This window comes from Piscinibacter gummiphilus (assembly GCF_002116905.1).
Classification (GTDB): domain Bacteria; phylum Pseudomonadota; class Gammaproteobacteria; order Burkholderiales; family Burkholderiaceae_C; genus Rhizobacter; species Rhizobacter gummiphilus.
In genome coordinates this window covers 4,722,425-4,747,699 of sequence record NZ_CP015118.1, presented here as the reverse complement: position 1 = coordinate 4,747,699, position 25,275 = coordinate 4,722,425, and the positions used below count along the sequence as shown (strand labels likewise).

The following is a 25,275-nucleotide window of genomic DNA, read 5'->3' as shown; positions in this document are numbered from 1 at the left end:
CATGACCCAAGGTGTCAACGTCGCCGGCGTGTATGTGCGTGACCAGGACGAGGCGCTCGCGTTCTACGTCGAGAAGCTGGGCTTCGTCGTCCACACCGACGTGCGCAACGGCCCCTACCGCTGGCTGACGGTGCAGCACCCCGACCAGCCGTCGTTCCAGCTCGGCCTGTACGTGCCCGGCCCGCCGGTGCACGATGCCGCCACGGCGCAGACGCTGCGCGAGATGGTGGCCAAGGGGGCGATGCCGCCGCTCGTGCTGTCCGTCACCAACTGCCGCGCCGAGTACGACCGCCTGAGCGCCCGAGGCGTGGAGTTCACGCAGGAGCCGGTGGACCGCTACGGCAAGGTGGACGCGGGTTTCCGTGATCCTTCGGGCAACGGCTGGAAGATGATCGAGGGTGCCTGAAGGCCGGTCCCGGCCGCGGGCGATCGCGTAGAGTGGCGCCCATCCGCATCGAAGGCCGGGGAGGTCCCATGGGTGTCTGCTGTGTCCTGTACGCCGTGAGCGATGAGAACATCGCTCAGTGCCTGGCGGATCCGCCGCTGGTCTGGCGGGTCGTCGAGGCCGAGGACGAAAGCGCCTACCTCGACGAACTGGCCTCGCAGTCGAAGGTGCCGCTGCTCGCGCGGCTGTTCGGCAAGGGCGGCCCGAAGCCGGAGGCGCGCACGCTGAGGTTCTCCGCACCCGAGCTGCACGAGGCCGACCTCGACAAGTCCTGGGACGGCCTGCGGGCCTGCCTGAAGCGGCTGGCGCCGGACGTGCCGGACTTCTTCGAGGGCAGCGGGCCCATCGGCGAGGTGGAGGTCGGCTACGGCCCCGCGCTGTACCACCTGGGCGAGACGGTGCAGCGCATCGGCCGGGCGCATGCGCCGGTGTCCGAAGCGGCACTGCTCGACACGTACCGCTCGCTCGATCACGCCGGCCTGTACCCCAAGGGCTTGTGGCAGCGGCAGGACGACGAGGTGGATGCGTACCTCGTGGACAACTTCCTGGTGCTGCGGGCGTTCCTGCAGCATGCGGCGCAGCACTCGCTCGGGGTGGTGCTGCGGTTCACTTGACACAGAAGAACACTTCAGGAGACGAGGATGACATTCGGGATCGTGCTGTTCGATCAAGTGGAGGAGCTCGACTTCGTCGGGCCCTGGGAGATGGCCACGATGTGGAGCAGGTTCGCCGGCGGGCCGAAGGACTGCGTGCTCGTGGCGCAGCGCCTGGCGCCGGTCGCCTGTGCCAAGGGCATGTCGGTGAACCCGCACGTCTCGTTCGAGACCTGTCCGCCGCTCGACTACCTGCTGGTGCCGGGTGGCGAGGGCACCCGCCGCGAGGTCGACAACCCCGCGCTGATCGCGTTCGTCTCGGAACGGGCCCGGTCCTGCAAGGCCGTGCTGTCCGTGTGCACGGGTTCGTTCGTGCTGCATGCCGCGGGCCTGCTGTCCGGTCGGCGGGCCACCACGCACTGGGGCTCGCTCGACCGGCTGCGCGCGCTCGGCGACGTGCAGGTGGTGGAGGAGCGCCACGTGCAGGATGGCAACGTCTGGTCGTCGGCCGGGGTGTCCGCCGGCACCGACATGCTGCTCGCCTTCATCGCCGGCGAAGCGGGCGACGAGGCCGCGGGCAAGGTGCAGGCCGGCGCCGAGTACTACCCCGGCACGCACCGCTACGGTGGCTTCGAGCGGCATCCGAAGGCGCCCGCGTACGTGCGCGGCGTGCACACGGTCACCGCCTGAGGTAGGCTCGTGCCGGAAGCCCTGGAGCCGATGCCGATGTCCCTCGAATTCAGCCGCGCCACCGAGGTGGCGCTGCCCGCCACGTCCGCCGTCGTCGGCATCTACCCCTCCCTGAACCTCGCGGACGCGTTCTCGATCCGCCTGCCCGCCCAGGCGTCCGGCGACCCCGGCGTGCTGGCACGCCACCTCGTCGCACACCAGCCGGCCTGGATCGGGGCGCTCACGCGGTTGCGCGACGTCCTCGTCGCGGGCTTCGGCCTCAAGACCGCGGTGCACCTGGCGACGCTGGGTGGTGAAGGCCAGCCCGCGCGCATCGGGATCTTCAGGGTCTACGGCTCGACGGGCCACGAGGTGGTGCTGGGCGAGGACGACAAGCACCTCGACTTCCGCCTGTCGGTGCTGTGCACCGCGGGGCCCGGGACGGCGCAGCGCCGGCTCACCGTTTCCACCGTGGTCCACTGCCACAACCTGCTGGGCCGCACCTACCTCCGCGTCATCGCGCCGTTCCACCGCCTGGTGGTCAAGGCGAGCCTCGGCCGGGCGGCCCGTGTCGGATGGCCGCCGGCCCATGCCCACGGAGACACCGCATGATCACCTGCTACCTGCGCTACGTCATCGACCCCGACAAGACCCGCGAGTTCGAGCACTACGGCAAGCTGTGGCTGCCGCTTGTCGCGAAGTTCGGCGGCACGCACCACGGCTACTTCATGCCGTCCGAGGGCGCGAACAACATCGCGCTGGCGCTGTTCTCCTTCCCGTCGTTCGCGGCCTACGAGGACTACCGCACCCGCTCGTTCCAGGACGCCGAGTGCCAGGCCGCGTTCGCGTATGCGAAGGAGACGCGCTGCATCGTGAGCTACGAGCGCAGCTTCTTCCGACCGGTGTTTCCGGGTGGCCACTGACACGCGGTCGATCGTTCCTTTCCGTCCCTCCGTTCACGAATCGAGAACCTTCATGCAGATCCACGGCGGTTGCCACTGCGGCGCCATCCGGTACGAGGCCGAGGTCGACCCGGCGCGCACCACCCTCTGCCATTGCACCGATTGCCAGAAGCTCACCGGCACGGCCTACCGCGTGTCGGTGCCGGCCCGCGAGGGCTCGTTCCGGCTCGTGTCGGGCACGCCGTCGGTCTACATCAAGGTGGCCGACAGCGGCTCGCGGCGCGCCCTCGCGTTCTGCGCCACGTGCGGCTCGCCGCTGTACGCGCACGATGCGGATCATCCCAAGGTCTACGGGCTGCGCGTGGGCTGCATCGACGAGCGCGAGGCGCTGGTGCCGACGGCGCAGAAGTGGTGCCGGTCGGCGCTGAAGTGGACCGGGGACCTCACGGGCCTGCCGGGGCGGGAAGGCGAGTGACGACGTTCGTTGCCCGGCGCGTTCGAGCCTTCTCGGGCTGGTGGCGAGCGCCATCGTCGAGGAGGGATCGCACCCTGGGGGCGTTCGTCGGGGCCCTGGGGGGCTTCTGGATCGGTGTCCTGCTGAGCGTCTCGCTCATGCCCTCGCCCGTGTCGTTCTCCACCGTGGGGCTCGCAGGTCTCGCCTCCGCGGTCTCCGGGCTGTTGCTGGGGATCGCGTTTCCGAAGGTCACCACGCTGGTGTGCTTTCCCTTTTCGGTCTTCGGCATGGGCGGAGGCACATGAACCCCATGGGGGACCTGCCATCGCGGTCTCTCTCGGGTTCGCCGCGGACGGGGTCTCCCGGATCGCCTGCGACCGACGGTTGCAGACGAGATCCAGGAGCAGATCGGAGCCATGGTCACCCTGGCGAACGCCGGGGCCCACTGCTGCCGGTCTCCCGACTCGATCGCGCCGCAAAGAACAAAACTGTCGTCCCGGCGCAGGCCGGGACCCTGGACCGGGCGCGCGAACACAGCGTCATCGCAGAACCCGATGCCGCCGCGCGCAGGCGCCTGCGCCTGCGCGCGGCAGGATGTTCCGCCCTGCGCGGAACGACGCGAGTGGCTCGATTGAACCGAGCGCTCGCGAAGGCAGACCCCGCGAGTCAGAGCCTGGCGAGAAGTCCTGGCGTCATCGAGTTCTCGGCGTTCGACGCGCGAGTCCCGCGGAGCAGGAGCAGCAGAGCCGAGTAAGCCGAAGCTGGTGTCCTCGCTTCGGGCCAGGCCCAGGGTCCCGGCCTGCGCCGGGACGACAACTTGCTTTTGCAACGCGATCGAGTCGGCAGATCGGCAAGTCCGCTGCATGCAGCTTCCGATCGGGTCAGTCCCCTGGCGCTTCGATTTTCCCCGGACAGCAATGGACATTCGCCGGGATGACGAGTGCTTCGGGGTCACCGGAATCCTTCGGCCTCGGGCCGATCAGGCGTTCGGCAAGTCTTCGTGCAGACAGAGGTAGTTCCCCTCCGTGTCCTTGAACCACGCCGCCTTCTCGGCCCCCAGCACGCACACGTGGTCCACGGTCTTCAGGTCGGGGAAGTCGTAGTCCTCGAACCGGACGCCGGCGCGTTCGAGTTCGGCGATGCTGGCGCCGATGTCGTCGACCTTGAAGCTGATGGCGGTGTGGTCGGCCTTCGTGCCTTCGGGTTTCGGGAAAAGGGCGAGGGTGGTGCCGCCCACGGCGTAGACGAACTTGCCGTCGGGCTGGAGGCCGCCGGGCTCGAGGCCGAGGCAGCCCTCGTAGAAGCGCCGGGCGCGGGCCAGGTCGACGACGGGCAGCATGGTGGTGACGGATGCATGGGAGAGCATATGCAGTCCTTTCACCCGGCCGGACGGGGCCGGACGATTGCCAGCTTACGCCTCGGCGCCGACGTCTTCAACATCCGTTAGGCTATGGCAGACGACGGCCGGGCCACGAGACAACGACAGGGAGACGCGCCATGGGATTTCGAACGGGTTTCCTGCCGATGGCCGTGGCGCTGGCGGCCGCCTGCACGTCGGGCCACACCACGGTGGACGTGACGATCCTGCCGCACGAGTACCGGGTGGGCGACGTGGTGTCGGCCGTGCCGGCCCCGGTCGTCTCGGAGGTGGTGCGGCGGCGGCCGCACGAGGTCCATGTCCACACCTGCTCGTCCACGCCGCCCGCGCGGGTCTCGCAGTTCCACCACGAGCTCGAGACCCAGCTGAAGGCGAAGATGACGCTGTCGTTCACCGCGAGGGCCTGCTGATGGCGCCCGAAACCCGCATGAAGACGATCGGTCTCCTCGGCGGCATGAGCTGGGAGTCGACCGTGCCGTACTACCGGCAGATCAACGAGGCCGTGAAGGCACGCCTGGGTGGCCTGCACTCGGCCCGCATCGTCCTCTACAGCGTCGACTTCCACGAGATCGAGGCGCTGCAGCGGTCGGGCGACTGGGCGGCCGCGGGCCGGCTGCTGGGCGATGCGGCGCGCGCGCTGAAGGCGGCGGGTGCCGATTTCCTCGTGCTCTGCACGAACACGATGCACAAGGTGGCCGCCGACATCGAGGCAGCCGCGGGCCTCCCGCTGTTCCACATCGCCGACCCCACGGCGGCGGAGATCCGGCGCGCGGGGCTGTCCACCGTCGGACTGCTGGGCACCCGCTTCACGATGGAGCAGGCCTTCTACCGGGACCGCCTCGTCGAACGCCACGGCCTCCAGGTGCTGGTGCCGGGCGACGAGGACCGGGACGTGGTGCACCGCGTCATCTACGAAGAACTGTGCCTCGGCGCGATCGAGCCGGCCTCGCGGGCCGCGTACCGGCGGATCATCGCGGACCTGGTGGCCCGCGGCGCGCAGGCCGTCATCCTCGGGTGCACCGAGATCTCGCTGCTCGTGGGTCCGGACGACGCCGAGGTGCCGCTGTTCGACACCACGGCGCTGCACGCGAAGGCCGCCGCGGAAGAAGCATTGCGGGCTTAGTGCCGCACTTCGGAAGGTGTCTCGGTGTGCATCACGCACCGCCAGCCGCCGGCGGTCTGCACCCAGGTCGACGTGTCGTTCATCTCCTGCGTCGCGCCTTCCACGTCGCCATCGCCGCGCGATGCGACTTCCTGCTTCACGTGGTAGGTCAGGATCGCCGTGGTGTCGTTCGGGAACACGACCTCCATGTCGCTGAGCTCGAACGACGTGATGACCATCGGGCCCTGTTCGGCCATCCGGCGGTAGCCCGCATGGTCGAACTTCATCGCGCCGTGTGAGCTGACCATCATCGCGGGTTCGTTCAGCATCGCGAGCGCTGCGGGGGTGTCCTGGTCGACCATCGATTGCCAGAACTTCGTTTCGAGGTCGACGAGTGTCTTGCTTGCTGTCGGCATGGTGGATCTCCGTCAGGGTGAAAAGAGCGATGTTGCGCCTGCGGCTTTCCAGTGCCATCGGACAAGTTTCATGGGGGCGGTAGGCACCTTCCTACGCACCCCCGAAAGGGCGGGCGAAACGGGCACGGGCCTGCCGTAGAGTACCGGCCAGCAAGGCAACGACCGCAGGGAGAAGCGTGCAATCGAATCGTGTGTTCGCGATCCTCGCGATCGCCGCCCTCGTGGCGCTCCATGCCGGCGCCGTGGCGTTCGTCGGGGCGCTGCCGGACGCCTGGGCGCCCGCCCTCGCAGCCACCGTCTACCTGCCGCTGTGGCCGCTGTCGGCCGTGGGCGTGCCGGTCTTCGGTCCGGCACCCTCGGGCGGCTGGCCCGGGCCGAACGCCGCGGGCTGGGTCATGCTGCTCGTGGCGTGGAGCGTGATGTGGGCGATCCCGGTGGCGCTCGTGGCGCGGTGGTGTCGCCGTCCGGCCCCGGCCAGGTGAAGGCTTGCGGCTTCGCGTAGAGTTCCCCGTCTCACGGAAACTCAGGAGCCGACGATGGCCAAGGGATACTGGATCGCGCGGGTCGATGTGGCCGACCCCGAGGGCTACAAGGCCTACGTGGCGGCGAACGCCGAGCCGTTCCGTCAGTTCGGCGCGCGGTTCCTCGTGCGCGGCGGTACCTTCCAGAACGTCGAGGGTGGCAGCCGTGCGCGCAACGTCGTGATCGAGTTCGAGAGCTACCAGCGGGCGCTCGACTGCTGGAACTCGCCGGCCTACCAGCGGGCACGCGACCTGCGCCTGCCGCATTCCACCGCTGACGTGATCATCGTCGAGGGCTACGACGCACCGCCGTCGGCCTGAGGCGATGGTGTCCCGCCCCGAGGCGCCCATCGGCCCCGAAGAACGGGCCGCCGCCGCGGCGCGCAGCACGTGGACCAGCGTCGTGGTCAACGTCGTGCTGTCGGTGGTGCAGATCGTCGTGGGCTGGCAGACCCATTCGAAGGCGCTGGTCGCCGACGGCCTGCACTCGATGTCCGACTTGTTCGCCGACTTCGTCGTGCTGGTGGCGAACCGCCACGGCCGCAAGGACCCGGACGAGGACCACCCGTACGGCCACCAGCGCTTCGAGACCGCCGCGTCGCTCGTGCTGGGCCTGCTGCTGCTCTCGGTGGCCGCGGGCATGCTGTGGTCCGCGGTGGGCAACCTCGCCAGCGGCGCCCCGGTGCCCACGGTGCACGTGGCCGCGCTGTGGGTCGCCTGCGGCACCATGGTCGCGAAGGAGGCGCTGTTCCGCTACATGCTCGCGGTGGGCAAGCGCGTGCGCTCGAGCATGCTGATCGCCAACGCGTGGCATGCGCGCTCGGACGCCGCGTCGTCGCTCGTCGTGAGCCTCGGCATCGTCGGCAACCTGCTCGGGTACCCGCTGTTCGACCCCATCGCGGCGGCCATCGTCGGCTTCCTCGTGGGGCGCATGGGCGCCACGTTCACGTGGTCGGCCCTGAGCGACCTGATGGACAGCGCGGCCGACCACGACGAGGTGGTGGCCATCGAGGCCACGCTGGCCGGCACGCCCGGCGTGGTGGGTGTGCATGCGGTGCGCACGCGCAAGATGGGCGACATGATCGTGGTGGATGCCCACCTCGACGTCGACGCCGACCTCACCGTCGAGGCCGGCCACGCGATCTCGGTGGCGGCCCGCGAACGGGTCATGGGCCACCACCGCGTGCTCGACGTGATGACCCACCTGGACCCGTGGCGGGCGCCCCCCGCGCGCTGAGCGCGCGGGGAGGTGCCGCTCAGTTCACCGGCACCTTGTAGGTGGCGTAGTACGTGGCGAACTCGCGCCCGCTGCGTTCCCGCGCGAGCAGGTAGGCCCCCGTGGCCACCGTGCCGGCCGCGAACTTCCGCGGCGTCTCGTTGGTGCAGTGCGTGTCGGCCACCGTGGCGGCGGCGCACGGGATGGTGGTCTGCCGCGCGGTCGACGCGACGTCGACGTAGTCGGTGAACGGGGCCGTGCCATTGCCGCTCGGCACCGTGCCGAACAGGATGGCCTGGACCGGTGGCAACCCGCCGTCCGGCACCGTCCAGCCGAGGCTCACGCCGGCCTGGCCCGCGAGGTCGACGACACCGTCGGCGGCCGCCGTCTGGAAGCCGGCCAGGGTCTGCGGACCGAAGGCCGCGAGCGGCTTGGTGCGCAGTTCCGGGATCGTGAGCGCGCGGGCCCGCGTGCGGTAGTACTGCGTGGCGGCGAGCACGGTCGGGTTCGACGCGAGGTAGTACCGGTACGTCCACACCGACCGGGCCGGGATCGCCGCGACGTCGGCGTCGGACAGGTCCTGGCTCAGGAAGAAGATGTTCGGCGACTCGATGGCGGCTGGCGTGCCGGCGGTGGCGGTGTCGTCGAAGGCGGAACGCAGGCGGACGTAGCTCGTGTTGGTGCGCTGGTCGCCGCGCATCAGCACGAGCGTCTGCGTGGCGGCAGCGGGGCGCATCACGAGCGTGGCTCCCCCGGGGGTCACGACCTCGACGCGGTCGAAGATCGGCACGCCGGTCTGCGGGTTCACGCGGTTGATCACCTGCGTCACGTAGCCGGTGCTGCGGTAGTTGTACGTCGGCGTGCCCGTCACGTCGAAGCGGCGGTGCTGCATGAACGGGTACACGTGGCCCGGGTAGACGTGGCCGTTGCCCACGAGCTTGAACGCCGAGCCCACGAGGCGCACGACGAGCGTGTCGACCGCTTCCGCGCCGCCGGGCGTGCGGCTCGTGTAGCCGATGGCGATGTCGCCGTTGGCGAGGGTGTACTCGTACGAGCCCTGGCCGAACACCAGGCCGTTGCCGGTGGGCAGGAACAGCGAGGGCAGTGCGTAGAAGCGGCCCACGGGGTTGCCGTCGGACAGGTAGTTCGCGGGGTTGTCGCCGAGGAACAGCGAGCGGCATGCGGGTGCGGCCACGTCGGCGGCCACGGTCGCGGTTCCGCCCACGCGTTCGGCGAGCGGCAGCGCATGGCAGGCGGTCAGCCGGGCGAGGAACTCCTGGACGCGCACATTGGTGCCCGACGCCACCACGGTGGCCGGGTCGATCTGCGTGCCGAGCACCGCGGCGTTGGCGGCGGCGATGGCCGCGAGGTTGTCGGCGTTGGTGAAGCGGATCACCGGCGGCTGCGCGCCCGCGGCGCCCTGCACCTTGAGGCCGACCTCGATGTTCGCGGTGGTGCCGCTGGCCGGGATGATGTTGACCGTGAGGGTGTCGAGCAGGCGGTCGTGCCCGGTGCCGTCGACGGCGAAGGTGCCGTTGAGCAGGTCGACGTTCGTGGTGTTCGTGGCGGCCAGGACCGGCGCGACGATCTGCCGCACCTCGGCGGTCTTCGCGGCGACGGTGGTCGCATCCACGGTGGCCGTCTTCGCCTGCACCTCGGCGGCGAGGGACAGCGGGTTGCCGCTCGCGCTCAGGCGCGAGGCGACGAGGGTGGTGAGCGGTGTCAGGTTGACGGTGGCGGTGCCGGCCGCGGGCAGCACGCTGACGAGCGAATCGGTCGCGCCGTTCGCCATGGTGCGGGTGGCCGTCAGCACGAAGGGCGGCACCGCGCCGGCGGCCAGCGTGATGCTGTAGGTGCCCGTGTCGCCCACGGGGGCAGCGGTGGTGCCGACGACGGTGCCACGGCTGTCGGTGACGGTGACCGTGGCGCCGGTGAAGGCCGCGCCCGAGGCGGCCACGCCGCTCACGGTGGTGGTGGTCGCGGCTGGCGCGGGGGCGGGTGCCGGCGGGGCGCTGTCGTCGCTACCGCCGCCGCAGGCGGCCAGCACGAACAGGGAACCGAGTGCGGCGAGGCGCACGGGCGTGGCAGGGGACAGGCGGCCGCGCCCGGCCGCCGAAGGCGTCGTCATGTGTGTTCTCTCCCTTGTGATGGTCTGAAGCCGTCCTGATCGTACGAAAATTGCACGTCCGTTCACATTCGGGCTTGCCCACCCGTTCTCCTGGGTGCTGCGGGCACGAAACCAGCCTTGGTGGCCTGGATGGCCGCACGGGCGTCCGGTTTGGCCGTCTTGATCGGTCATGCGGCTGACATCCGCCATCTCTAGAGTCCGCCGCTTTCGCATCCTCTTTCCGGCCCATGAAGTCTCTTCCCCTTGTCCGCCACCCCCTGTCCCTCGCGCTGGCCGCCGCGCTGTCGCTGACCGCCTGCGGCGGTGACGACGACACCGTCGCGCCGTCGAACGACGTCGTCACCGTTCCCGAGGCGCCCAAGGGTCTGGGCACCGCCGACACCGCTCCCGTCGCGGCCGAGGCCACGACGCCGCCGTACGTCGACAACAGCGCGACGAACCAGCGCGGCGACGCCCGCTACGCGACGAAGGAGACCAACGCCGGCGTGCGCCTCGTGGCCGGGTTCCTGGACATCTGGCAGCCGTCGACGCTGCTGGTCGACGCCGGCGCCGCCGCGCCGGCGCGCGACGGTTTCCCCGCCGTGGCCGCGTCCACCTGGACGGGCATCCCGGGAGATGCCACCGACGGCAAGGTGCTGAACGCAGCCGTGCACGACGCCAACATCGCCTACGTCGTGCAGGCGACGACGAACCGCACCGAAGCCCAGGCGCTCGCCGCCTACCTCGACGACCGCCGGGGCAAGACCTACAGCATCGCCGACGGCATGGGCCCGCTGACCGCCGCCTGGCGTTCGGCCAGCCGCCAGACCACCACGATCACCGGTATTCCCGCGGACGCCACCACCGTCAAGTACGACGACGGCGGCATCGAGAACGGCGTGGGCGGCTCGGCCAACGCCGAGTTCGGCCAGGTGGTCGACCTCATCGGCAACATCGGCGAGAACGGCTCCACCGAACCCGCCAAGCGCTTCTACAAGTACGCCCGTCCGTGGCGCTGGAGCACGAGCGTGAAGGTCGTGCCCGCGCTCGAGCCGGCCAAGAGCACCACGCCCGGCACCGACGGCGGCTTCGTCAGCGGTCACACCGCCGAGGCCGTGCGCAAGGGTCTGGCCATGGCCTACGTCGTGCCCGAGCGCTACCAGGAGATGCTCACGCGGTCTCTCGTGCTCGGCGAGAACCGCATCCTCGCCGGCATGCACTCGCCGCTCGACGTGATCGGCGGCCGCATCCAGGGCCTCGCCGTGGCCGCGGCCAGTCTCTCGACCGGCCAGAACAAGGATGCCCGCGTGGCGGCCCGCGCCCAGGCGCGCAGCACGCTGATGACCGCGACCGGCTCCGCGAACGACGCCGCGCTGATCGCCTTCGCGCACTCGCAGACCACGGCCCAGGACCCGTACGCCGATCACGCCGCGAACAAGGCGACGCACCGCCGCCTGATGACGTTCGGCTTCACGGCCATCGCCGCGACCAACAAGCCCGCCGTGGTGCCGAAGGGCGCCGAGGTGCTGCTGGAGACGCGCCTGCCTTACCTCACCGCCGACCAGCGCCGCGTGGTGCTGAAGACCACGGCGCTGCCGTCGGGCTTCCCCGCGATGGACGACGCCGAAGGCTGGGGCCGCCTGAACCTCTTCGACGCCGCCGACGGCTACGGCCGCTTCGACGGCGACGTGGCCGTGACGATGGACGCCTCGCTCGGCGGCTACAACGCCCAGGACGTGTGGTGGAACGACATCGCCGGCGCGGGCCGCCTCGCGAAGCTCGGCACGGGCGCGCTGCGCCTGGCCGGCGCGAACACGTTCACCGGCGGCGTGGCGCTGAGCGCCGGCACGCTGCAGGCCGCGTCGTCGTCGGCCCTCGGCAAGGGGGACGTGCACGTGGCCGGTGGCCGCCTGGTGATCGAGTCGGCCGTGGCCGTCTCGGGCGCCTACACGCAGTTGCCGGGCACCACGCTCGACCTCGTGGTGGGCGGTGGTGGTGCGGGCCGCCTGGCGGTCGCGGGCACCGCGACGATCGCCGGCGGCACGCTGAACGTGCGCTTCAAGGCGGGCCAGACGCCGTCGGTGGGCGATACGCTCCAGCTGATCTCGGGCACGCGCCTGCTCGGCAAGTTCACCACCATCACGGTGGACGGCTACAAGGTCACGCCGAACTACACGGCGACGGGCCTGCAGCTGCACATCGACGGTTGAGCGGGTAGGGATGGCGGGGCGGGGAGGGCGGGCCTATGCTCGCGCTCCCTTCATTTCTTTTTGACGAGTCCGCCTTGACCTTGAACCCGTTGCTGCGTTGCGTGCCCGTGCTGGCCCTGCTGGGCCTCGCCGCCTGTTCCACCGTCACCGTGGTCGAGCCGGCGCCGCCCGCCCAGGCGACCCCGCCCGCGGAGACCGCTGAAGCGCTGGCCCGCCGCGGCCACCAGCTGGCCGAGGCCAACCGGGTGGACGAGGCGATGGCCGAACTCTCCCGGGCCCTGGCACTGGACCCGCGGCAGCAGCTGGCCCTGCGCGACCGCGCGATCCTGCTGCACGCCGCCGGCCGTCAGGCCGAGGCCCTCGCCGACATCAAGCTCGCGGCGGAACTGAAGCCCGACGACATGCGCACCGTGGGGGCGCTGTGCGTGATCCGTGTCGCCGCCGAACGGAGCGACGCCGGCCTGGCCGACTGCGATCGCGCGCTGACCCTGCCCGGGTCGAAGGCCAATGCCTGGACGTCGAAGGGGCAGGCCCAGCTGCTGCTCGGCCGCCACGCGGAGGCCGTCGCGGCGTTCAACGAGGCGCTGCTGGTCCAGGCCAACCACATGCGGGCGTTGTTCGGGCGCGGCTTGGCCCGGCAGGCGGCCGGCGACACCATCAGCGGCCGGATCGACATGAGCCTCGCGCTGAAGTACCTGCCGGGTGCCGGGCGGGAGTACCTCGGTGTGAAGGTGTCCTGAAGACCCGGATCAGTCGAACACGCCGACGCCGGGCGAGAACTTCTCGACGGCGTCGGTGATGAGCCCGTCCACGCCGGCGGCCACCAGCCGGCGCACTTCCGCCGGGTCGTTGATGGTGAACGACAGCGCGCGCAGCCCCGCCTCGTGGATGCGGCCGATCACGGCGGCGTCCAGCAGCGGGTAGTGGCACACCACGGCCACGCAGCCCAGGCCCAGCGCTTCCTCCAGCCAGCCGTCGCGCAACTGGTCGAGCAGCAGCGCGCGCGGCAGGTCGGGCGCGCCGGCCCGCGCGCCCGCGAGGGCCTCGGGCTTGAACGAACTGAACAGTGGAGGCACCGTCTCGCCGGCCCACAGGGTTGCTGCGAGTTCGGCCACCGCGCGGCCGGTCTCGTGTTCCACCTCGGGGGTGGGCGGCTTCAGCTCGATGTTCAGCGCGAAGCCGTTGCGCAGGCAGTAGCGCGCGATGGCCTCGAACGACGGGATGGGCTCGCCCGCCCAGGTGCGGCCGTGCCAGCCGCCCGCGTCGGTGCGCGAGAGTTCGGCCCAGGTGAGTTCCGCGGCCGGGCCGTGGCCGGGCGTGGTGCGCTGGAGCGTGGCGTCATGGATCAGGAAGGGCACGCCATCGGCGCTCAGCTTCACGTCGCACTCGAAGGCGCGGTAGCCGTGGGACGCGCCCACGCGGAAGGCCGCGAGCGTGTTCTCGGGTGCGAGGTGGCCGGCGCCGCGGTGGGCGATCCAGAGCGGGTAGGGCCAGGTCGGCAGGGACATGATGGCGGTTCAGCTTTCGATGCGGGCACCGGTCGTGGCGTCGAACCAGTGCAGATGGTCACGCGACCACTGTAGCGGCACCGTGTGACCTTCCGCGGGCGGCGTCAGCGTGCCGTCCAGGCGAAGCGTGAATTCCGCGCCGCCCAGCTTGCCGTGTACCAGTCGTTCAGCGCCCAGCATCTCGAGCAGCTCCACCTGCAGCGGCCAGCCGACGGATTCGCCGATGGCCGCGTGTTCGGGCCGCAGCCCGAGGATGATGTCGCCGTCGCGCGGGGCACGGTGCGTGAGCGGCAGCACCTGGCCGCCGAGGTGGAAGGTGGCGCCCTCGGCGCGGCCGCGCAGCAGGTTCATGGGCGGCGAGCCGATGAAACCGGCGACGAACGTGGTGGCCGGCCGTGCGTACACGGCCTCGGGCGAGCCGATCTGTTCCACGCGCCCGGCGTTCATCACGATCATGCGCTGCGCGAGTGTCATGGCCTCGACCTGGTCGTGCGTGACGAACAGCGAGGTGACACCGAGCTCGGCGTGCAGCTTGCGGATCTCGATGCGGGTCTGCGCACGCAGCTTGGCGTCGAGGTTCGACAGCGGTTCGTCGAACAGGAACACCTGCGGCTGGCGCACGATGGCGCGGCCCATCGCGACCCGCTGGCGCTGGCCGCCGGAGAGTTCGCGCGGACGGCGCTGCAGCAGCGCGCCCAGCTGCAGGATGCCTGCGGCCTTGTCGACCCGCTGCTGGATCTCGGCCTTCGGCACACCCGCGATCTTGAGCCCGTAGGCCATGTTGTCGAACACGCTCATGTGCGGGTAGAGCGCGTAGTTCTGGAACACCATCGCGATGTCGCGTTCGGACGGCTCGATGTCGTTGACGACCCGCCCGCTGATGGCGATCTGGCCGCCCGAGATCTCCTCGAGGCCGGCCACCATGCGCAGCAGCGTGCTCTTGCCGCAGCCGGACGGCCCCACGATGACGATGAACTCGCCGTCGGCGATCTCGGCGTCGATGCCGTGGAGCACGGGCGTGCCCTTGCCCGGCAGGCCGTACTGCTTGGTGACGTTGCGGATGGAAATGGAACCCATGGTGTCTTGTTCTTCCGGAGTCTTTTACTTTTCGGTGTCCACGAGGCCCTTGACGAACCACTTCTGCATCAGCATGACGACGAGCGCGGGCGGGATCATCGCGAGCACCGCGGTCGCCATCACGAGGTTCCATTCGTTGGCCGCCTCGCCGCCGGCGATCATCCGCTTGATGCCGATCACCACGGGGTACATCGATTCGTCGGTGGTCACGAGCAGCGGCCACAGGTACTGGTTCCAGCCGTAGATGAACTGGATCACGAAGAGCGCGGCCATGCTGGTGCGCGACAGCGGCAGCAGCATGTCCTTGAAGAAGCGCATGGGGCCGGCGCCGTCGATGCGCGCGGCCTCCAGCAGTTCGTCGGGCACGGTCAGGAAGAACTGGCGGAACAGGAAGGTGGCCGTGGCGGAGGCGATCAGCGGCACGGTCAGGCCCGCGAACGTGTTGAGCATGCCGAGGTCGGCCACCACCTTGTAGGTGGGCGAGATGCGCACCTCCACCGGCAGCATCAGCGTCATGAAGATGGCCCAGAAGGCCACCATGCGGAAGCGGAACCGGAAGTAGACGATGGCGAAGGCCGACAGCAGCGAGATCGCGATCTTGCCGATGGCGATGACGAGGGCCGACACCAGGCTCACGAACATCATGCGGCCCACCGGCGCGGTGGACCCGGCGCCGCTGCTGCGGCCCTGGATCGCGGCGGTGTAGTTCTCGACCAGGTGGCTGCCGGGCCACAGCGACATGGGGGCGTTGACGATGTCCTGCGCCGTCTGCGTGGACGCGACGAAGGTCACGTACAGCGGGAAGGCGACGATGATCACGCCGAGGATCAGCACGACGTGGGCGAGGATCCCGAGGGTTGGGCGGCGCTCGACCATCAGTAGTTGACCTTCTTCTCGACGAACCGGAATTGAATGACGGTGAGCGCCACGACGATGAACATCAGCACCACCGACTGCGCGGCCGAGCCGCCCAGGTCCATCGCCTTGAACCCGTCGTAGTAGACCTTGTAGACGAGGATGGCCGTGTCGCGCCCCGGGCCGCCCTGCGTGGACGCGTCCACGATGGCGAAGGTCTCGAAGAAGGCGTAGACGACGTTGATCACGAGCAGGAAGAACGTGGTGGGCGAGAGCAGGGGGAACTGGATCGTCCAGAAGCGCCGCCACGGGCGGGCGCCGTCGATGGCCGCGGCCTCGATCAGCGACTTCGGGATGCTCTGCAGGCCGGCCACGAAGAACAAGAAGTTGTAGGAGATCTGCTTCCACACGGCGGCCACGACGATGAGGGCCATCGCGTGGTCGCTGTCGAGCAGGTGGTTCCAGGCGAAGCCGATCGCCTGGAGGCCGTACGACACGATGCCGATGCTGGGCGCGAACAGGAAGAGCCACAGCACCCCGGCCACGGCCGGGGCGACTGCGTACGGCCAGATCAGCAGCGTGCGGTACAGGGTGGTGCCCTTGACGATGCGGTCGGCGAAGACCGCGAGCATCAGCGACAGCGCGATGCCGAGCCCCGCCACCAGCACCGAGAAGATCGCCGTGGTCTTGAACGACGCGAGGTAGCTCGGGTCATCGAAGAGCGCACGGAAATTGTCGAGGCCCACCCATTCGACGGAGGTGCCGAACGCGTCGGCCTGCTGCAGGGACTGCAGCAGGGCCTGGGCCGCCGGCCAGAAGAAGAAGACCGTGATGATCACGATCTGGGGCGCCAGAAGCGCCCACGGGAGCCAGGCCGAACGGAAGACGACGCGCTTTTCCATGCGAGGGGATCAGCGGCCCTTGTTCGCGCGCTCGAACTTCTCGAGCAGTTCGTTGCCGCGCTTGACGATGGCCACCAGGGCTTCCTTGGCGGTCTTCTTGCCGCCCCACACCTGTTCGAGTTCCTCGTCCTCGATGGTGCGGATCTGCGGGTAGTTGCCCAGGCGGATGCCGCGGCTCTTGTCGGTCACCTTGCGCACCATCTGCGTCACGGCCACGTCGGAGCCCGGGTTCTCCTTGTAGAAGCCCGACTTCTCGGTGAGCTCGTACGCCGCGGTGGTGACGGGCAGGTAGCCCGTGCGCTGGTGGCTCTTGGCCTGCACCTCGGGCGACGAGATGTACTTGAAGAACGTGGCCACGCCCTTGTACTCGGCCGGCTTCTTGCCGGAGATGACCCACAGGCTCGCGCCGCCGATCACGGTGTTCTGCGGGGCACCCGGCACGTCCGGGTAGTACGGCAGCGCCGAGACGCCATAGCCGAACTTGGCGTTCTTGCGCACGTTGCCGAGGAAGCCCGACGACGTGGTCACCATCGCGCATTCGCCGGACACGAACGAGGCCTCGGGCACGTTGCCGCGGCCCTTGTAGACGAACAGGCCCTGCTTGGACATGTTGGCGAGGTTCTCGATGTGGCGCAGGTGCAGCGGCGAGTCGATCATCAGGCGGGCGTCCATGCCGGCCAGGCCGTTGCGCTTGCTGGCGTACTCGACGTTGTGCCAGGCCGAGAAGCTCTCGAGCTGGGTCCAGCCCTGCCAGGCCGTGGTGAACGGGCACTTGTGGCCGGAAGCCTTCAGCTTCGCGGCGGCGCTGACCACCTCGGGCCAGGTCGTCGGGCCCTTGTTCGGGTCGAGGCCGGCGGCCTTGAAGGCGTCCTTGTTGTAGTAGAAGACCGTGGTGGAGCTGTTGAACGGCAGGCTGATCATCTGGCCGTTCGGGGCGGTGTAGTAGCTCGCCACGGCGGGGATGTACACCGACTGATCGAACGGCAGCCCGGCCTCCTTCATGACCTGGCCCACGGGGATCGCGACGCCCTTGCTGGCCATCATCGTGGCGGTGCCCACCTCGTAGACCTGCAGGATGTGCGGCGCGGTGCCGGCGCGGAACGCGGCCACCGCGCCCGGCATCGATTCCTCGTAGCTGCCCTTGAACGTGGGCACGACCTTGTAGTCCTTCTGGCTCGCGTTGAAGTCGCGGGCCAGGTCGTTGACCCATTCGCCGTTCACGGCGGTCATCGAGTGCCACCACTGGATCTCGATCTGGGCGTGGGCGGCGGGGTGGGCGGCGAGCGCGAGCAGGCCGGCGGCGAGAGCGGCGGCGGTGTTCTTGTGTTGCATGGTGGGACTCCAGGGTGCCGGCGGGCGGCGGGAAAAACCGCCGAGTAGGCCAAACGGATGTGACAGGCTGGTTTATCACCTTCCGAAACGGTCAAGGGCATTCGGGATAACCACAACGGTTCCTTGTTTTTCGCTTGTTTTCGCTTTTCGCCGCCCAGGACCCCGGCCTCCGCCGGGGTTACCCCAAGCCCGGGGCGCGCCCGGGGCTTGGGGTAACATTCGCCTTCAAGTGCCATACAGGTGCATGCGCCACCTGGAGTCCATGAACGCACCCCTCCCGCTCAATCACATCGCCGCCGCGGTCGACGCTGCCCACCATGCGCCCCGGTTGCGCGAGATCCCGTACAACTACACCTCGTTCTCCGACCGCGAGATCGTGATCCGCATCCTGGGCCCCCGCGCCTGGGAACTGCTGGACCGACTCCGCGAGGAACGCCAGACGGGCCGATCCGCCCGCATGTTGTACGAGGTGATCGGCGACATCTGGGTCGTCCAGCGCAACCCGTACCTGCAGGACGACCTGCTCGACAACCCGAAGCGCCGCCGCCTGCTCATCGAGGCGCTGCACCACCGGCTGAACGAGGTGCAGCACCGCCGCGACCCGGCGTCCGACGCCGCCCGCGACGCCTCCGTGGGTGAACTGCTGGACGCCGCCGGCCGGGCCGTGACCGCCTTCGCCGAGCAGTTCGAGCAGGTCGCCGAGCTGCGCCGCCGGGCCACGAAGGTGCTCGGCCGCCACACGGCCAAGGACAACATCAAGTTCGACGGCCTCTCGCGCGTGGCCCACGTGACCGACGCGACCGACTGGCGCGTCGAGTACCCGTTCGTCGTGCTGACCCCGGACACCGAGGCCGAGATGGCCTCGCTGGTGAAGCACTGCATCGAGCTGGGCCTCACCATCATCCCGCGCGGGGGCGGCACCGGCTACACCGGCGGCGCCGTGCCGCTCACGTGGAACAGCGCGGTCATCAACACCGAGAAGCTCGAGGCCATGACCGAGGTGGAGCACGTCCGCCTGCCGGGCCTCGACCGCGACGTCGCCACCATCTGGACCGAAGCGGGCGTGGTCACCCAGCGCGTGGCCGACGCCGCCGAGCGGGCCGGTTTCGTCTTCGCGGTGGACCCGACCTCGGCCGAAGCCTCGTGCGTCGGCGGCAACGTGGCCATGAACGCCGGCGGCAAGAAGGCCGTGCTGTGGGGCACCGCGCTCGACAACCTGGCCTCGTGGCGCATGGTCACGCCGGAAGCCAAGTGGCTCGAGGTCACCCGCCTCGACCACAACCTCGGCAAGATCCACGACGTGGAAACGGCCACGTTCGAGCTGAAGTACTTCGACGCCTCCGGCAAGACCGTCGAGCGCACCGAGCGCCTCGTGGTCCCGGGCCGCACCTTCCGCAAGGAAGGCCTCGGCAAGGACGTCACCGACAAGTTCCTGGCCGGCCTGCCCGGCATCCAGAAGGAAGGCTGCGACGGCCTGATCACCAGCTGCCGCTGGGTCGTGCACAAGATGCCCGCCCACACGCGCACCGTGTGCCTGGAGTTCTTCGGCAACGCGAAGGACGCCGTGCCGTCCATCGTCGAGATCAAGGACTTCATGTTCGCCGAGGCCAAGGCCGGCGGCGCCATCCTGGCCGGCCTCGAGCACCTCGACGACCGCTACCTGAAGGCCGTGGGCTACGCCACGAAGAGCAAGCGCGGCGGCCTGCCGAAGATGGTGCTGATCGGCGACATCGCCGGCGACGACCCCGACGCCGTGGCCCGCGCCACCAGCGAGGTGGTGCGCCTGGCCAACGGCCGTGCCGGCGAAGGGTTCGTCGCGGTGAGCGCCGACGCCCGCAAGAAGTTCTGGCTCGACCGCAAGCGCACCGCCGCCATCAGCAAGCACACCAACGCCTTCAAGATCAACGAGGACGTGGTGATCCCGCTGCCGCGGATGGGCGAGTACACCAACGGCATCGAGCGCATCAACATCGAGCTGAGCCTGCGCAACAAGCTGGCGCTGGTGGACGCGCTGGAGAGCTTCTTCCTGCGCGGCAACCTGCCGCTGGGCAAGAGCGACGACGCCGGCGAGATCGCCTCGGCCGAACTGCTGGAAGACCGCGTGCAGCAGGCCCTGACGCTGCTGCGCGAGGTGCGCGACCTGTGGTCGCAGTGGCTTCAGCAGCTGGACGTGATCCAGCCCGACGTCGGCCGCAGCTACTTCTTCGACCTGCAGGACCACACGCTGCGCGCATCGTGGAAGACGCAGATCCGCGGCCCGCTGCAGCAGATCTTCGCGGGTTCGGCGCTGTCGCCCATCGTCGACGAGTGCGTGCGCATCCACAAGGACGTGCTGCGCGGCCGCGTGTGGGTGGCGCTGCACATGCACGCCGGCGACGGCAACGTGCACACGAACATCCCGGTCAACAGCGACAACTACGAGATGCTGCAGACGGCCCACGAGGCCGTGGCGCGCATCATGGTGCTGGCCCGCTCGCTCGACGGCGTGATCTCGGGCGAACACGGCATCGGCATCACGAAGCTCGAGTTCCTGAGCGACGCCGAGCTGCGCGACTTCAGCGACTACAAGCAGCGCATCGACCCCGAAGGCCGCTTCAACAAGGGCAAGCTGCTGCGCGGCGCCGCGTTCGACGGCCTCAAGGCCGACCTGACCAACGCCTACACGCCCAGCTTCGGCCTGATGGGGCACGAGTCGCTCATCATGCAGCAGAGCGACATCGGCGACATCGCCAACTCGATGAAGGACTGCCTGCGCTGCGGCAAGTGCAAGCCCGTGTGCGCCACGCACGTGCCGCGCGCGAACCTGCTCTACAGCCCGCGCAACAAGATCCTCGCCACGTCGCTGCTCGTCGAGGCGTTCCTCTACGAGGAGCAGACCCGCCGCGGCGTCAGCATCAAGCACTGGGCCGAGTTCGAGGACGTGGCCGACCACTGCACCGTGTGCCACAAGTGCCTCACGCCGTGCCCGGTCAAGATCGACTTCGGCGACGTGTCGATGAACATGCGCAACCTGTTGACCAAGATGGGGAAGAAGAGCTTCCGTCCGGGCAACAAGATGGCCATGATGATGCTCAACGCCACGAATCCCGAGACCATCAAGCTGCTGCGCATGGGCATGGTGGACGTGGGCTTCAAGGCGCAGCGTCTCGCGAACAACCTGCTGCGCGGCCTCGCGAAGAAGCAGACCGCCGCCCCGCGCTCCTCGGTGGGCACCGCGCCCATCAAGGAGCAGGTGATCCACTTCATCAACAAGAAGCTGCCGGGCGGGCTGCCGAAGAAGACGGCGCGTGCGCTGCTCGACATCGAGGACAAGGACTACGTCCCGATCATCCGCGACCCGAAGGCCACCACGGCCGAGACCGAGGCGGTGTTCTACTTCCCCGGCTGCGGCTCGGAACGCCTGTTCTCGCAGGTGGGCCTCGCCACGCAGGCGATGCTGTGGCACGCGGGCGTGCAGACGGTGCTGCCGCCGGGCTACCTGTGCTGCGGCTACCCGCAGCGCGGCAGCGGCCAGTTCGACAAGGCCGACAAGATCATCACGGACAACCGCGTGCTGTTCCACCGCGTGGCCAACACGCTGAACTACCTCGACATCAAGACGGTGGTGGTCAGCTGCGGCACGTGCTACGACCAGCTGCAGGGCTACCAGTTCGACAAGATCTTCCCGGGCTGCCGCATCATCGACATCCACGAGTACCTGCTCGAGAAGGGCATCACGCTCGGCGGGCAGGGCGGGTACCTGTACCACGACCCGTGCCACACGCCGATGAAGCTCCAGGACCCGATGAAGACGGTCAAGGCGCTCGTGGGCGACAACGTGCTCAAGAGCGAACGATGCTGCGGCGAAAGCGGCACGCTCGGCGTGACGCGCCCCGACATCTCGACGCAGATCCGCTTCCGCAAGGAAGAAGAGCTGAAGAAGAACGAGGCCGCGCTGCGTGCCAGCAGCGAGGTGGGCGCCCAGGGCGACGTGAAGATCCTCACGAGCTGCCCGTCCTGCCTGCAGGGCCTGAGCCGCTACGGCAACGACCTGAACAACGGCCTGCTCGAGGCCGACTACATCGTCGTCGAGATGGCCAACAAGATCCTCGGCCCCGACTGGATGCCCGACTATGTGCGCCGTGCGAACGACGGCGGCATCGAACGGGTGCTGGTCTGATGCCGGTCGCCTGCGAGCTCTGCGAGCAGCCGGGCGGCGTGCCCGTCGCGTCCGGCCCGACGTGGCGCGTGATCCGCGTGGCCGACGCCGACTTCCCGGCGTTCTACCGCGTGGTGTGGACCGCCCATGTGGCCGAGTTCACCGACCTGTCCCCGGCCGATCGCGCCACCTGCCTGGACGTGGTCGCGCGGGTCGAGTCGGTGCTGCGCGGGCGGCTGTCGCCCACGAAGATCAACCTCGCGTCGCTGGGCAACATGGTGCCGCACCTGCACTGGCACGTGATCGCCCGGTTCGACTGGGACAGCCACTTCCCCAATCCCGTGTGGGGCGCTCGCCAGCGCGAGGTGGCGCCGGCCGCCGCCGCGCGGCTCAAGCTGCCGCTCGAGGTGCTGGACGACGCGGTGCGGGCCGCTGTCGCCGCGAGCTGACCGCCATGGCCGGCCTCACGAAGGACACGCCCGCGCCGACGTCGATCGTCGTGCACCAGCAGTCGCGCGTGCTCGAGATCGGTTTTGCCGACGGCAAGCAGTTCCGCATCCCCTTCGAGCTGATGCGCGTGTACTCGCCGTCCGCCGAGGTGCAGGGCCACGGGCCCGGCCAGGAGGTGCTGCAGACCGGCAAGCGCGGCGTCGGCCTCGACGACCTGTCCCAGGTGGGGCACTACGCCATCCAGCCCCGGTTCTCCGACGGTCACGACTCGGGCATCTTCACGTGGGAGTACCTGTACTTCCTCGGCGAGAAGCAGGACGAGTTGTGGCGAGACTACGAGGCGCGCCTCGCCGCCGCCGGCGCCACCCGCGACACCGAGATGCCCCCGCCCGCCGCCCCCGGCTGCGGACATTCGCACTGACCCAGACAAGAAGAGGTTCCGCCATGAGCAACACCCACTTCGGTTTCCAGACCGTCGACGAGAAGGAGAAGTCCGGCCGCGTGCGGGGCGTGTTCGATTCCGTCGCGTCGAAGTACGACGTGATGAACGACCTGATGTCGATGGGCCTGCACCGGCTGTGGAAGGCCTACACCGTCACGGTGGCCGGCCTGCGCGAAGGCGACCGCGTGCTCGACATCGCCGGCGGCACGGGCGACCTGTCCCGCGCGTTCGCGAAGAAGGTGGGTGCCCGCGGTCTCGTGGTGCACACCGACATCAACGAGGCGATGCTGCGCCAGGGCCGCGACCGCCTGCTCGACGAAGGCCTCGTGCTGCCCACGATGACCTGCGACGCCGAGGCCCTGCCGTTCCCGGACGCGAGCTTCGACCTCGTCAGCGTGGCCTTCGGCCTGCGCAACATGACCCACAAGGATCGCGCGCTCGCCGAGATGAACCGGGTGCTGCGCCCGGGCGGCAAGCTGCTGGTGCTCGAGTTCTCGAAGGTGGCCAAGCCCCTCGAGAAGGCGTACGACTGGTATTCCTTCAAGGTGCTGCCCCGCATCGGGCAGGTGGTGGCGGGTGATGCCGAGAGCTACCGCTACCTGGCGGAATCGATCCGCATGCACCCGGGCCAGCAGGAACTCAAGGCGATGATGAAGACCGCCGGGTTCGCCCACGTCGATGTCCACAACCTCAGTGCGGGTGTGGTGGCGTTGCACGTCGGCATCAAGTGCTGATCTCCGGCTGATCCGCCGATCGCACGCGGCGGCGGGATGCCGCCCGCGCGCCGATGGCCTCGTCCGGAACCTCGGCGTCCAACTTCATCCTCCGTTTCGCCACCATCCGTGACCTGGTTCACGGAAGCGCCGCCGTGCGCCGCCGATGGGCGGTGTCGCGTGCCATCGACCTGTGGCAGGCGATGCGCTGAACGTGCGTTCAAGGGGGCCTCGAAGGGGTGTTTTTCCAGGGCGATGACAAGTGTGGATTCCTCCCTTTCGGCCCCCCCGATCACGGGGGGGAACCCTCAATTGGAGGATGGTGCCAGGGGGGGCGCCAACGAAAATTGCGGCCATCGAATCGTTGCGTGACGGCCGGGCATTTCCCGGTCCGGTCGACGAGGGTGCAAGCCCAACAAGGATGAGCCAAATGCTAAAAGTGTTCCAGCTCCACGTTTCCATCGCCACCTTCGCCGGCATGATCGCCGACGGGTTGCTGTGCTTCTTCGCGGTCCTCATGGCCGCCTCGTCCTTGCACCTCGTCCCGGGCTCGTCGGCGCAGGCCGCCCTCACCACGCCGCACATCTTCCTGTTCGCGAGCGGCTTCGCGATGGTGATGTCGCTGCTGTACGCCTTCGTCGGCCTGTACCGCCCCACGCCCATCGCCTTCGGTGCCATGCTCCGTCGCACGCTCGTGGCGCTGCTCGTCGGCGGCTACCTGACCTACCTGGTGCTGAACCAGCTCGCCCAGCGCGAGTACGCCGAGCAACTGATGCTGTCGGTGGTGCTGTACCTGCTCGTCGGCCTGGTCGTCGTGCGCGGCGCGCTGTTCGCCATGCGCCGCCTGGCCACCACCCCGCGCGTGCTGATCGTCGGCACCGGCCCGGAAGCCCAGAGCGTGGCCACCGACCTGATGACCCTCAAGCGCGTCGAGCGCGACGTGGTGGGCTTCTTCGCCACCGACCCGGAAGCGGCCCAGAGCGGCACGATGCGCGGCCACCCGGTGTTCGCCGGCGACCAGTCCATCGAGGACATCGTCGACGCCAACCAGGTCGATGAAATCATCGTCGCGGTGCGCGAGCAGCGCGGCGGCGGCGTCCCGATGGACCAGCTGCTCGCCTGCCGCATCCGCGGCATCCCCGTGCTCGACCTGGCTGGCTTCTACGAGCGCGCCAAGTCGGAAGTGCCCATCGACAGCCTGAAGGCCAGCTGGCTCGTGTACGGCCACGGCTTCGTGCAGGGCCGCGCCCGCAAGATCGCCAAGCGCACGTTCGACATCGTCAGCTCGTCGGTGCTGCTGCTGATCGCCTCGCCGATCATGCTGTTCACGATGCTGGCCATCAAGCTCGACAGCAAGGGCCCGGTGCTCTACAGCCAGGAACGCGTGGGCCTGGGTGGCAAGGGCTTCATGTGCCTGAAGTTCCGCAGCATGCGCACCGACGCCGAGAAGGATGGCAAGGCCGTCTGGGCCCAGAAGAACGACACCCGGGTGACGCGCGTGGGCGCCTTCATCCGAAAGACCCGCATCGATGAACTGCCCCAGCTGATCAGTGTCCTCAAGGGCGAGATGAGCATGGTGGGTCCGCGCCCCGAACGTCCCACGTTCGTGAAGGAACTCAAGGAAGTGATCCCGTTCTATGATGTGCGGCACAGCATCAAGCCGGGTGTCACCGGCTGGGCGCAGGTTCGTTACAGTTACGGCGCATCCGTCGATGACGCACGCAAGAAGCACCAGTACGACCTCTACTACGTCAAGAACAACTCCCTGTTGTTGGACATCCTGGTGTTGATTGAAACGGTGAGCGTGGTGCTCTTCCGCGAAGGTGCTCATTGAATGACGTGCGG

At 69.1% G+C, this 25,275-nt stretch carries 28 protein-coding genes; 20 read left to right on the top strand and 8 right to left on the bottom strand.

From position 1 onward, the window contains the following. The first annotated feature begins 1 nt into the window (after position 1). The 7 genes from A4W93_RS21565 to A4W93_RS21535 all read left to right on the top strand — a co-directional run bounded on the left by A4W93_RS21565 (position 2) and on the right by A4W93_RS21535 (position 3,368). Positions 2-406 carry a VOC family protein gene (locus A4W93_RS21565; RefSeq protein WP_085752562.1) on the top strand — a complete coding sequence of 135 codons (405 nt, stop codon included), beginning with the start codon at positions 2-4 and terminating at the stop codon, positions 404-406. A 68-nt stretch (positions 407-474) separates the two neighbouring features. Next, positions 475-1,059: a DUF1877 family protein gene (locus A4W93_RS21560; protein ID WP_085752561.1), complete on the top strand. Its 585-nt coding sequence runs from the start codon at positions 475-477 to the stop codon at positions 1,057-1,059. A 27-nt stretch (positions 1,060-1,086) separates the two neighbouring features. After that, a complete protein-coding gene (locus A4W93_RS21555; protein WP_085752560.1) occupies positions 1,087-1,728 on the top strand; it encodes a DJ-1/PfpI family protein in 642 nt (213 codons plus the stop codon). Positions 1,729-1,764: 36 nt separating this feature from the next. Further along, the gene (locus A4W93_RS21550; RefSeq protein ID WP_085754275.1) at positions 1,765-2,319 is read left to right on the top strand and encodes a DUF2867 domain-containing protein; all 555 of its coding nucleotides are present in this window, start codon (positions 1,765-1,767) and stop codon (positions 2,317-2,319) included. Beyond that, positions 2,316-2,630, top strand: a complete 315-nt coding sequence (locus tag A4W93_RS21545) for an NIPSNAP family protein (RefSeq protein WP_085752559.1) — start codon at positions 2,316-2,318, stop codon at positions 2,628-2,630. Before A4W93_RS21550 ends, A4W93_RS21545 begins: the two co-directional genes overlap by 4 nt. A 52-nt stretch (positions 2,631-2,682) precedes the next feature. Further along, the gene (locus A4W93_RS21540) at positions 2,683-3,084 is read left to right on the top strand and encodes a GFA family protein (RefSeq protein WP_085752558.1); all 402 of its coding nucleotides are present in this window, start codon (positions 2,683-2,685) and stop codon (positions 3,082-3,084) included. Continuing rightward, positions 3,081-3,368: a hypothetical protein gene (locus A4W93_RS21535; RefSeq protein ID WP_085752557.1), complete on the top strand. Its 288-nt coding sequence runs from the start codon at positions 3,081-3,083 to the stop codon at positions 3,366-3,368. Before A4W93_RS21540 ends, A4W93_RS21535 begins: the two co-directional genes overlap by 4 nt. A gap of 674 nt (positions 3,369-4,042) precedes the next feature. Here A4W93_RS21535 and A4W93_RS21530 read toward each other — a convergent pair. Beyond that, on the bottom strand, positions 4,043-4,429 hold the full coding sequence (locus A4W93_RS21530) for a VOC family protein (RefSeq protein WP_085752556.1): 387 nt from the start codon (positions 4,427-4,429) through the stop codon (positions 4,043-4,045). 131 nt (positions 4,430-4,560) lie between these two features. Here A4W93_RS21530 and A4W93_RS21525 point away from each other — a divergent pair, with 131 nt between their 5' ends. Together A4W93_RS21525 and A4W93_RS21520 are read left to right on the top strand one after the other, a co-directional pair. Next, positions 4,561-4,851, top strand: coding sequence for a hypothetical protein (locus A4W93_RS21525; protein WP_157131730.1), 291 nt, complete (start codon positions 4,561-4,563; stop codon positions 4,849-4,851). Positions 4,852-4,868: 17 nt separating this feature from the next. Next, positions 4,869-5,564 carry an aspartate/glutamate racemase family protein gene (locus A4W93_RS21520; RefSeq protein ID WP_085754274.1) on the top strand — a complete coding sequence of 232 codons (696 nt, stop codon included), beginning with the start codon at positions 4,869-4,871 and terminating at the stop codon, positions 5,562-5,564. On the opposite strand, the gene A4W93_RS21515 is transcribed toward A4W93_RS21520, so the two are convergent. Continuing rightward, a complete protein-coding gene (locus A4W93_RS21515; protein ID WP_085752554.1) occupies positions 5,561-5,959 on the bottom strand; it encodes a nuclear transport factor 2 family protein in 399 nt (132 codons plus the stop codon). The two genes, A4W93_RS21520 and A4W93_RS21515, sit on opposite strands and share 4 nt — an antisense overlap. A 176-nt stretch (positions 5,960-6,135) precedes the next feature. Between A4W93_RS21515 and A4W93_RS21510 the strand changes: the two genes are divergently transcribed. From A4W93_RS21510 to A4W93_RS21500, 3 genes are read left to right on the top strand one after another with little or no spacing between them, the layout of a single operon-like run. After that, positions 6,136-6,441, top strand: coding sequence for a hypothetical protein (locus A4W93_RS21510; RefSeq protein ID WP_157131729.1), 306 nt, complete (start codon positions 6,136-6,138; stop codon positions 6,439-6,441). Between the two features lie 54 nt (positions 6,442-6,495). Beyond that, on the top strand, positions 6,496-6,801 hold the full coding sequence (locus tag A4W93_RS21505) for a DUF1330 domain-containing protein (RefSeq protein WP_085752552.1): 306 nt from the start codon (positions 6,496-6,498) through the stop codon (positions 6,799-6,801). A 4-nt stretch (positions 6,802-6,805) separates the two neighbouring features. After that, positions 6,806-7,717: a cation diffusion facilitator family transporter gene (locus A4W93_RS21500; protein ID WP_085752551.1), complete on the top strand. Its 912-nt coding sequence runs from the start codon at positions 6,806-6,808 to the stop codon at positions 7,715-7,717. Between the two features lie 19 nt (positions 7,718-7,736). On the opposite strand, the gene A4W93_RS21495 is transcribed toward A4W93_RS21500, so the two are convergent. Beyond that, positions 7,737-9,824, bottom strand: a complete 2,088-nt coding sequence (locus tag A4W93_RS21495; RefSeq protein WP_085752550.1) for an Ig-like domain-containing protein — start codon at positions 9,822-9,824, stop codon at positions 7,737-7,739. A gap of 227 nt (positions 9,825-10,051) precedes the next feature. Here A4W93_RS21495 and A4W93_RS21490 point away from each other — a divergent pair, with 227 nt between their 5' ends. Both A4W93_RS21490 and A4W93_RS21485 read left to right on the top strand, forming a co-directional pair. Then, the gene (locus tag A4W93_RS21490; protein WP_085752549.1) at positions 10,052-12,013 is read left to right on the top strand and encodes a phosphatase PAP2 family protein; all 1,962 of its coding nucleotides are present in this window, start codon (positions 10,052-10,054) and stop codon (positions 12,011-12,013) included. Positions 12,014-12,087: 74 nt separating this feature from the next. Further along, on the top strand, positions 12,088-12,753 hold the full coding sequence (locus tag A4W93_RS21485; RefSeq protein WP_099959957.1) for a tetratricopeptide repeat protein: 666 nt from the start codon (positions 12,088-12,090) through the stop codon (positions 12,751-12,753). 9 nt (positions 12,754-12,762) lie between these two features. Here A4W93_RS21485 and ugpQ read toward each other — a convergent pair whose 3' ends face one another. Genes ugpQ through ugpB form a run of 5 tightly spaced genes read right to left on the bottom strand, consistent with a single transcriptional unit; the run spans position 12,763 to position 17,687 of the window. Next, complete coding sequence (gene ugpQ / locus A4W93_RS21480; RefSeq protein WP_085752547.1) at positions 12,763-13,521, bottom strand: glycerophosphodiester phosphodiesterase; 759 nt, start codon at positions 13,519-13,521, stop codon at positions 12,763-12,765. Positions 13,522-13,530: 9 nt separating this feature from the next. Further along, positions 13,531-14,598 carry a sn-glycerol-3-phosphate import ATP-binding protein UgpC gene (locus A4W93_RS21475; RefSeq protein ID WP_085752546.1) on the bottom strand — a complete coding sequence of 356 codons (1,068 nt, stop codon included), beginning with the start codon at positions 14,596-14,598 and terminating at the stop codon, positions 13,531-13,533. 24 nt (positions 14,599-14,622) lie between these two features. Next, on the bottom strand, positions 14,623-15,474 hold the full coding sequence (ugpE, locus tag A4W93_RS21470; RefSeq protein ID WP_085752545.1) for a sn-glycerol-3-phosphate ABC transporter permease UgpE: 852 nt from the start codon (positions 15,472-15,474) through the stop codon (positions 14,623-14,625). After that, positions 15,474-16,355, bottom strand: coding sequence for a sn-glycerol-3-phosphate ABC transporter permease UgpA (gene ugpA, locus A4W93_RS21465; RefSeq protein WP_085752544.1), 882 nt, complete (start codon positions 16,353-16,355; stop codon positions 15,474-15,476). The genes ugpE and ugpA overlap by 1 nt, the downstream gene beginning before the upstream one ends. 9 nt (positions 16,356-16,364) lie before the next feature. Next, entirely contained in the window at positions 16,365-17,687 is a 1,323-nt protein-coding gene (gene ugpB, locus A4W93_RS21460; RefSeq protein WP_085752543.1) for a sn-glycerol-3-phosphate ABC transporter substrate-binding protein UgpB, read from the bottom strand. A 262-nt stretch (positions 17,688-17,949) separates the two neighbouring features. On the opposite strand from ugpB, the gene A4W93_RS21455 reads away from it, so the two are divergent. The 6 genes from A4W93_RS21455 to A4W93_RS21435 all read left to right on the top strand — a co-directional run bounded on the left by A4W93_RS21455 (position 17,950) and on the right by A4W93_RS21435 (position 25,264). Then, positions 17,950-21,846, top strand: coding sequence for a DUF3683 domain-containing protein (locus tag A4W93_RS21455; protein ID WP_085752542.1), 3,897 nt, complete (start codon positions 17,950-17,952; stop codon positions 21,844-21,846). Continuing rightward, complete coding sequence (locus A4W93_RS21450; protein ID WP_085752541.1) at positions 21,846-22,274, top strand: HIT family protein; 429 nt, start codon at positions 21,846-21,848, stop codon at positions 22,272-22,274. The genes A4W93_RS21455 and A4W93_RS21450 overlap by 1 nt, the downstream gene beginning before the upstream one ends. A gap of 5 nt (positions 22,275-22,279) precedes the next feature. Then, complete coding sequence (locus tag A4W93_RS21445) at positions 22,280-22,696, top strand: gamma-butyrobetaine hydroxylase family protein (RefSeq protein WP_085752540.1); 417 nt, start codon at positions 22,280-22,282, stop codon at positions 22,694-22,696. 23 nt (positions 22,697-22,719) lie between these two features. Next, the gene (ubiE, locus tag A4W93_RS21440; RefSeq protein ID WP_085752539.1) at positions 22,720-23,451 is read left to right on the top strand and encodes a bifunctional demethylmenaquinone methyltransferase/2-methoxy-6-polyprenyl-1,4-benzoquinol methylase UbiE; all 732 of its coding nucleotides are present in this window, start codon (positions 22,720-22,722) and stop codon (positions 23,449-23,451) included. Between the two features lie 53 nt (positions 23,452-23,504). Then, positions 23,505-23,642 (top strand): hypothetical protein, encoded by a 138-nt coding sequence (locus tag A4W93_RS29820; RefSeq protein WP_157131728.1) that lies wholly within the window; start codon positions 23,505-23,507, stop codon positions 23,640-23,642. A gap of 218 nt (positions 23,643-23,860) precedes the next feature. Then, complete coding sequence (locus A4W93_RS21435; protein WP_085752538.1) at positions 23,861-25,264, top strand: TIGR03013 family XrtA/PEP-CTERM system glycosyltransferase; 1,404 nt, start codon at positions 23,861-23,863, stop codon at positions 25,262-25,264. Positions 25,265-25,275: the final 11 nt, after the last annotated feature.

What these genes read in the sequence shown, in the direction of transcription:
- A4W93_RS21550 (WP_085754275.1), top strand. Translation starts at nt 1,765, where the DNA reads ATGTCCCTCGAATTCAGCCGCGCCACCGAGGTGGCGCTGCCCGCCACG.
- A4W93_RS21495 (WP_085752550.1), bottom strand. Translation starts at nt 9,824, where the DNA reads ATGACGACGCCTTCGGCGGCCGGGCGCGGCCGCCTGTCCCCTGCCACG.
- A4W93_RS21505 (WP_085752552.1), top strand. Translation starts at nt 6,496, where the DNA reads ATGGCCAAGGGATACTGGATCGCGCGGGTCGATGTGGCCGACCCCGAG.
- A4W93_RS21450 (WP_085752541.1), top strand. Translation starts at nt 21,846, where the DNA reads ATGCCGGTCGCCTGCGAGCTCTGCGAGCAGCCGGGCGGCGTGCCCGTC.
- A4W93_RS21515 (WP_085752554.1), bottom strand. Translation starts at nt 5,959, where the DNA reads ATGCCGACAGCAAGCAAGACACTCGTCGACCTCGAAACGAAGTTCTGG.
- A4W93_RS21530 (WP_085752556.1), bottom strand. Translation starts at nt 4,429, where the DNA reads ATGCTCTCCCATGCATCCGTCACCACCATGCTGCCCGTCGTCGACCTG.
- ugpQ (WP_085752547.1), bottom strand. Translation starts at nt 13,521, where the DNA reads ATGTCCCTGCCGACCTGGCCCTACCCGCTCTGGATCGCCCACCGCGGC.
- ugpE (WP_085752545.1), bottom strand. Translation starts at nt 15,474, where the DNA reads ATGGTCGAGCGCCGCCCAACCCTCGGGATCCTCGCCCACGTCGTGCTG.
- A4W93_RS21455 (WP_085752542.1), top strand. Translation starts at nt 17,950, where the DNA reads ATGAACGCACCCCTCCCGCTCAATCACATCGCCGCCGCGGTCGACGCT.
- A4W93_RS29820 (WP_157131728.1), top strand. Translation starts at nt 23,505, where the DNA reads ATGGCCTCGTCCGGAACCTCGGCGTCCAACTTCATCCTCCGTTTCGCC.
- A4W93_RS21475 (WP_085752546.1), bottom strand. Translation starts at nt 14,598, where the DNA reads ATGGGTTCCATTTCCATCCGCAACGTCACCAAGCAGTACGGCCTGCCG.
- A4W93_RS21445 (WP_085752540.1), top strand. Translation starts at nt 22,280, where the DNA reads ATGGCCGGCCTCACGAAGGACACGCCCGCGCCGACGTCGATCGTCGTG.
- ugpA (WP_085752544.1), bottom strand. Translation starts at nt 16,355, where the DNA reads ATGGAAAAGCGCGTCGTCTTCCGTTCGGCCTGGCTCCCGTGGGCGCTT.
- ubiE (WP_085752539.1), top strand. Translation starts at nt 22,720, where the DNA reads ATGAGCAACACCCACTTCGGTTTCCAGACCGTCGACGAGAAGGAGAAG.
- A4W93_RS21435 (WP_085752538.1), top strand. Translation starts at nt 23,861, where the DNA reads ATGCTAAAAGTGTTCCAGCTCCACGTTTCCATCGCCACCTTCGCCGGC.
- A4W93_RS21545 (WP_085752559.1), top strand. Translation starts at nt 2,316, where the DNA reads ATGATCACCTGCTACCTGCGCTACGTCATCGACCCCGACAAGACCCGC.
- A4W93_RS21565 (WP_085752562.1), top strand. Translation starts at nt 2, where the DNA reads ATGACCCAAGGTGTCAACGTCGCCGGCGTGTATGTGCGTGACCAGGAC.
- A4W93_RS21490 (WP_085752549.1), top strand. Translation starts at nt 10,052, where the DNA reads ATGAAGTCTCTTCCCCTTGTCCGCCACCCCCTGTCCCTCGCGCTGGCC.
- ugpB (WP_085752543.1), bottom strand. Translation starts at nt 17,687, where the DNA reads ATGCAACACAAGAACACCGCCGCCGCTCTCGCCGCCGGCCTGCTCGCG.
- A4W93_RS21500 (WP_085752551.1), top strand. Translation starts at nt 6,806, where the DNA reads ATGGTGTCCCGCCCCGAGGCGCCCATCGGCCCCGAAGAACGGGCCGCC.
- A4W93_RS21525 (WP_157131730.1), top strand. Translation starts at nt 4,561, where the DNA reads ATGGGATTTCGAACGGGTTTCCTGCCGATGGCCGTGGCGCTGGCGGCC.
- A4W93_RS21520 (WP_085754274.1), top strand. Translation starts at nt 4,869, where the DNA reads ATGAAGACGATCGGTCTCCTCGGCGGCATGAGCTGGGAGTCGACCGTG.
- A4W93_RS21555 (WP_085752560.1), top strand. Translation starts at nt 1,087, where the DNA reads ATGACATTCGGGATCGTGCTGTTCGATCAAGTGGAGGAGCTCGACTTC.
- A4W93_RS21540 (WP_085752558.1), top strand. Translation starts at nt 2,683, where the DNA reads ATGCAGATCCACGGCGGTTGCCACTGCGGCGCCATCCGGTACGAGGCC.
- A4W93_RS21560 (WP_085752561.1), top strand. Translation starts at nt 475, where the DNA reads ATGGGTGTCTGCTGTGTCCTGTACGCCGTGAGCGATGAGAACATCGCT.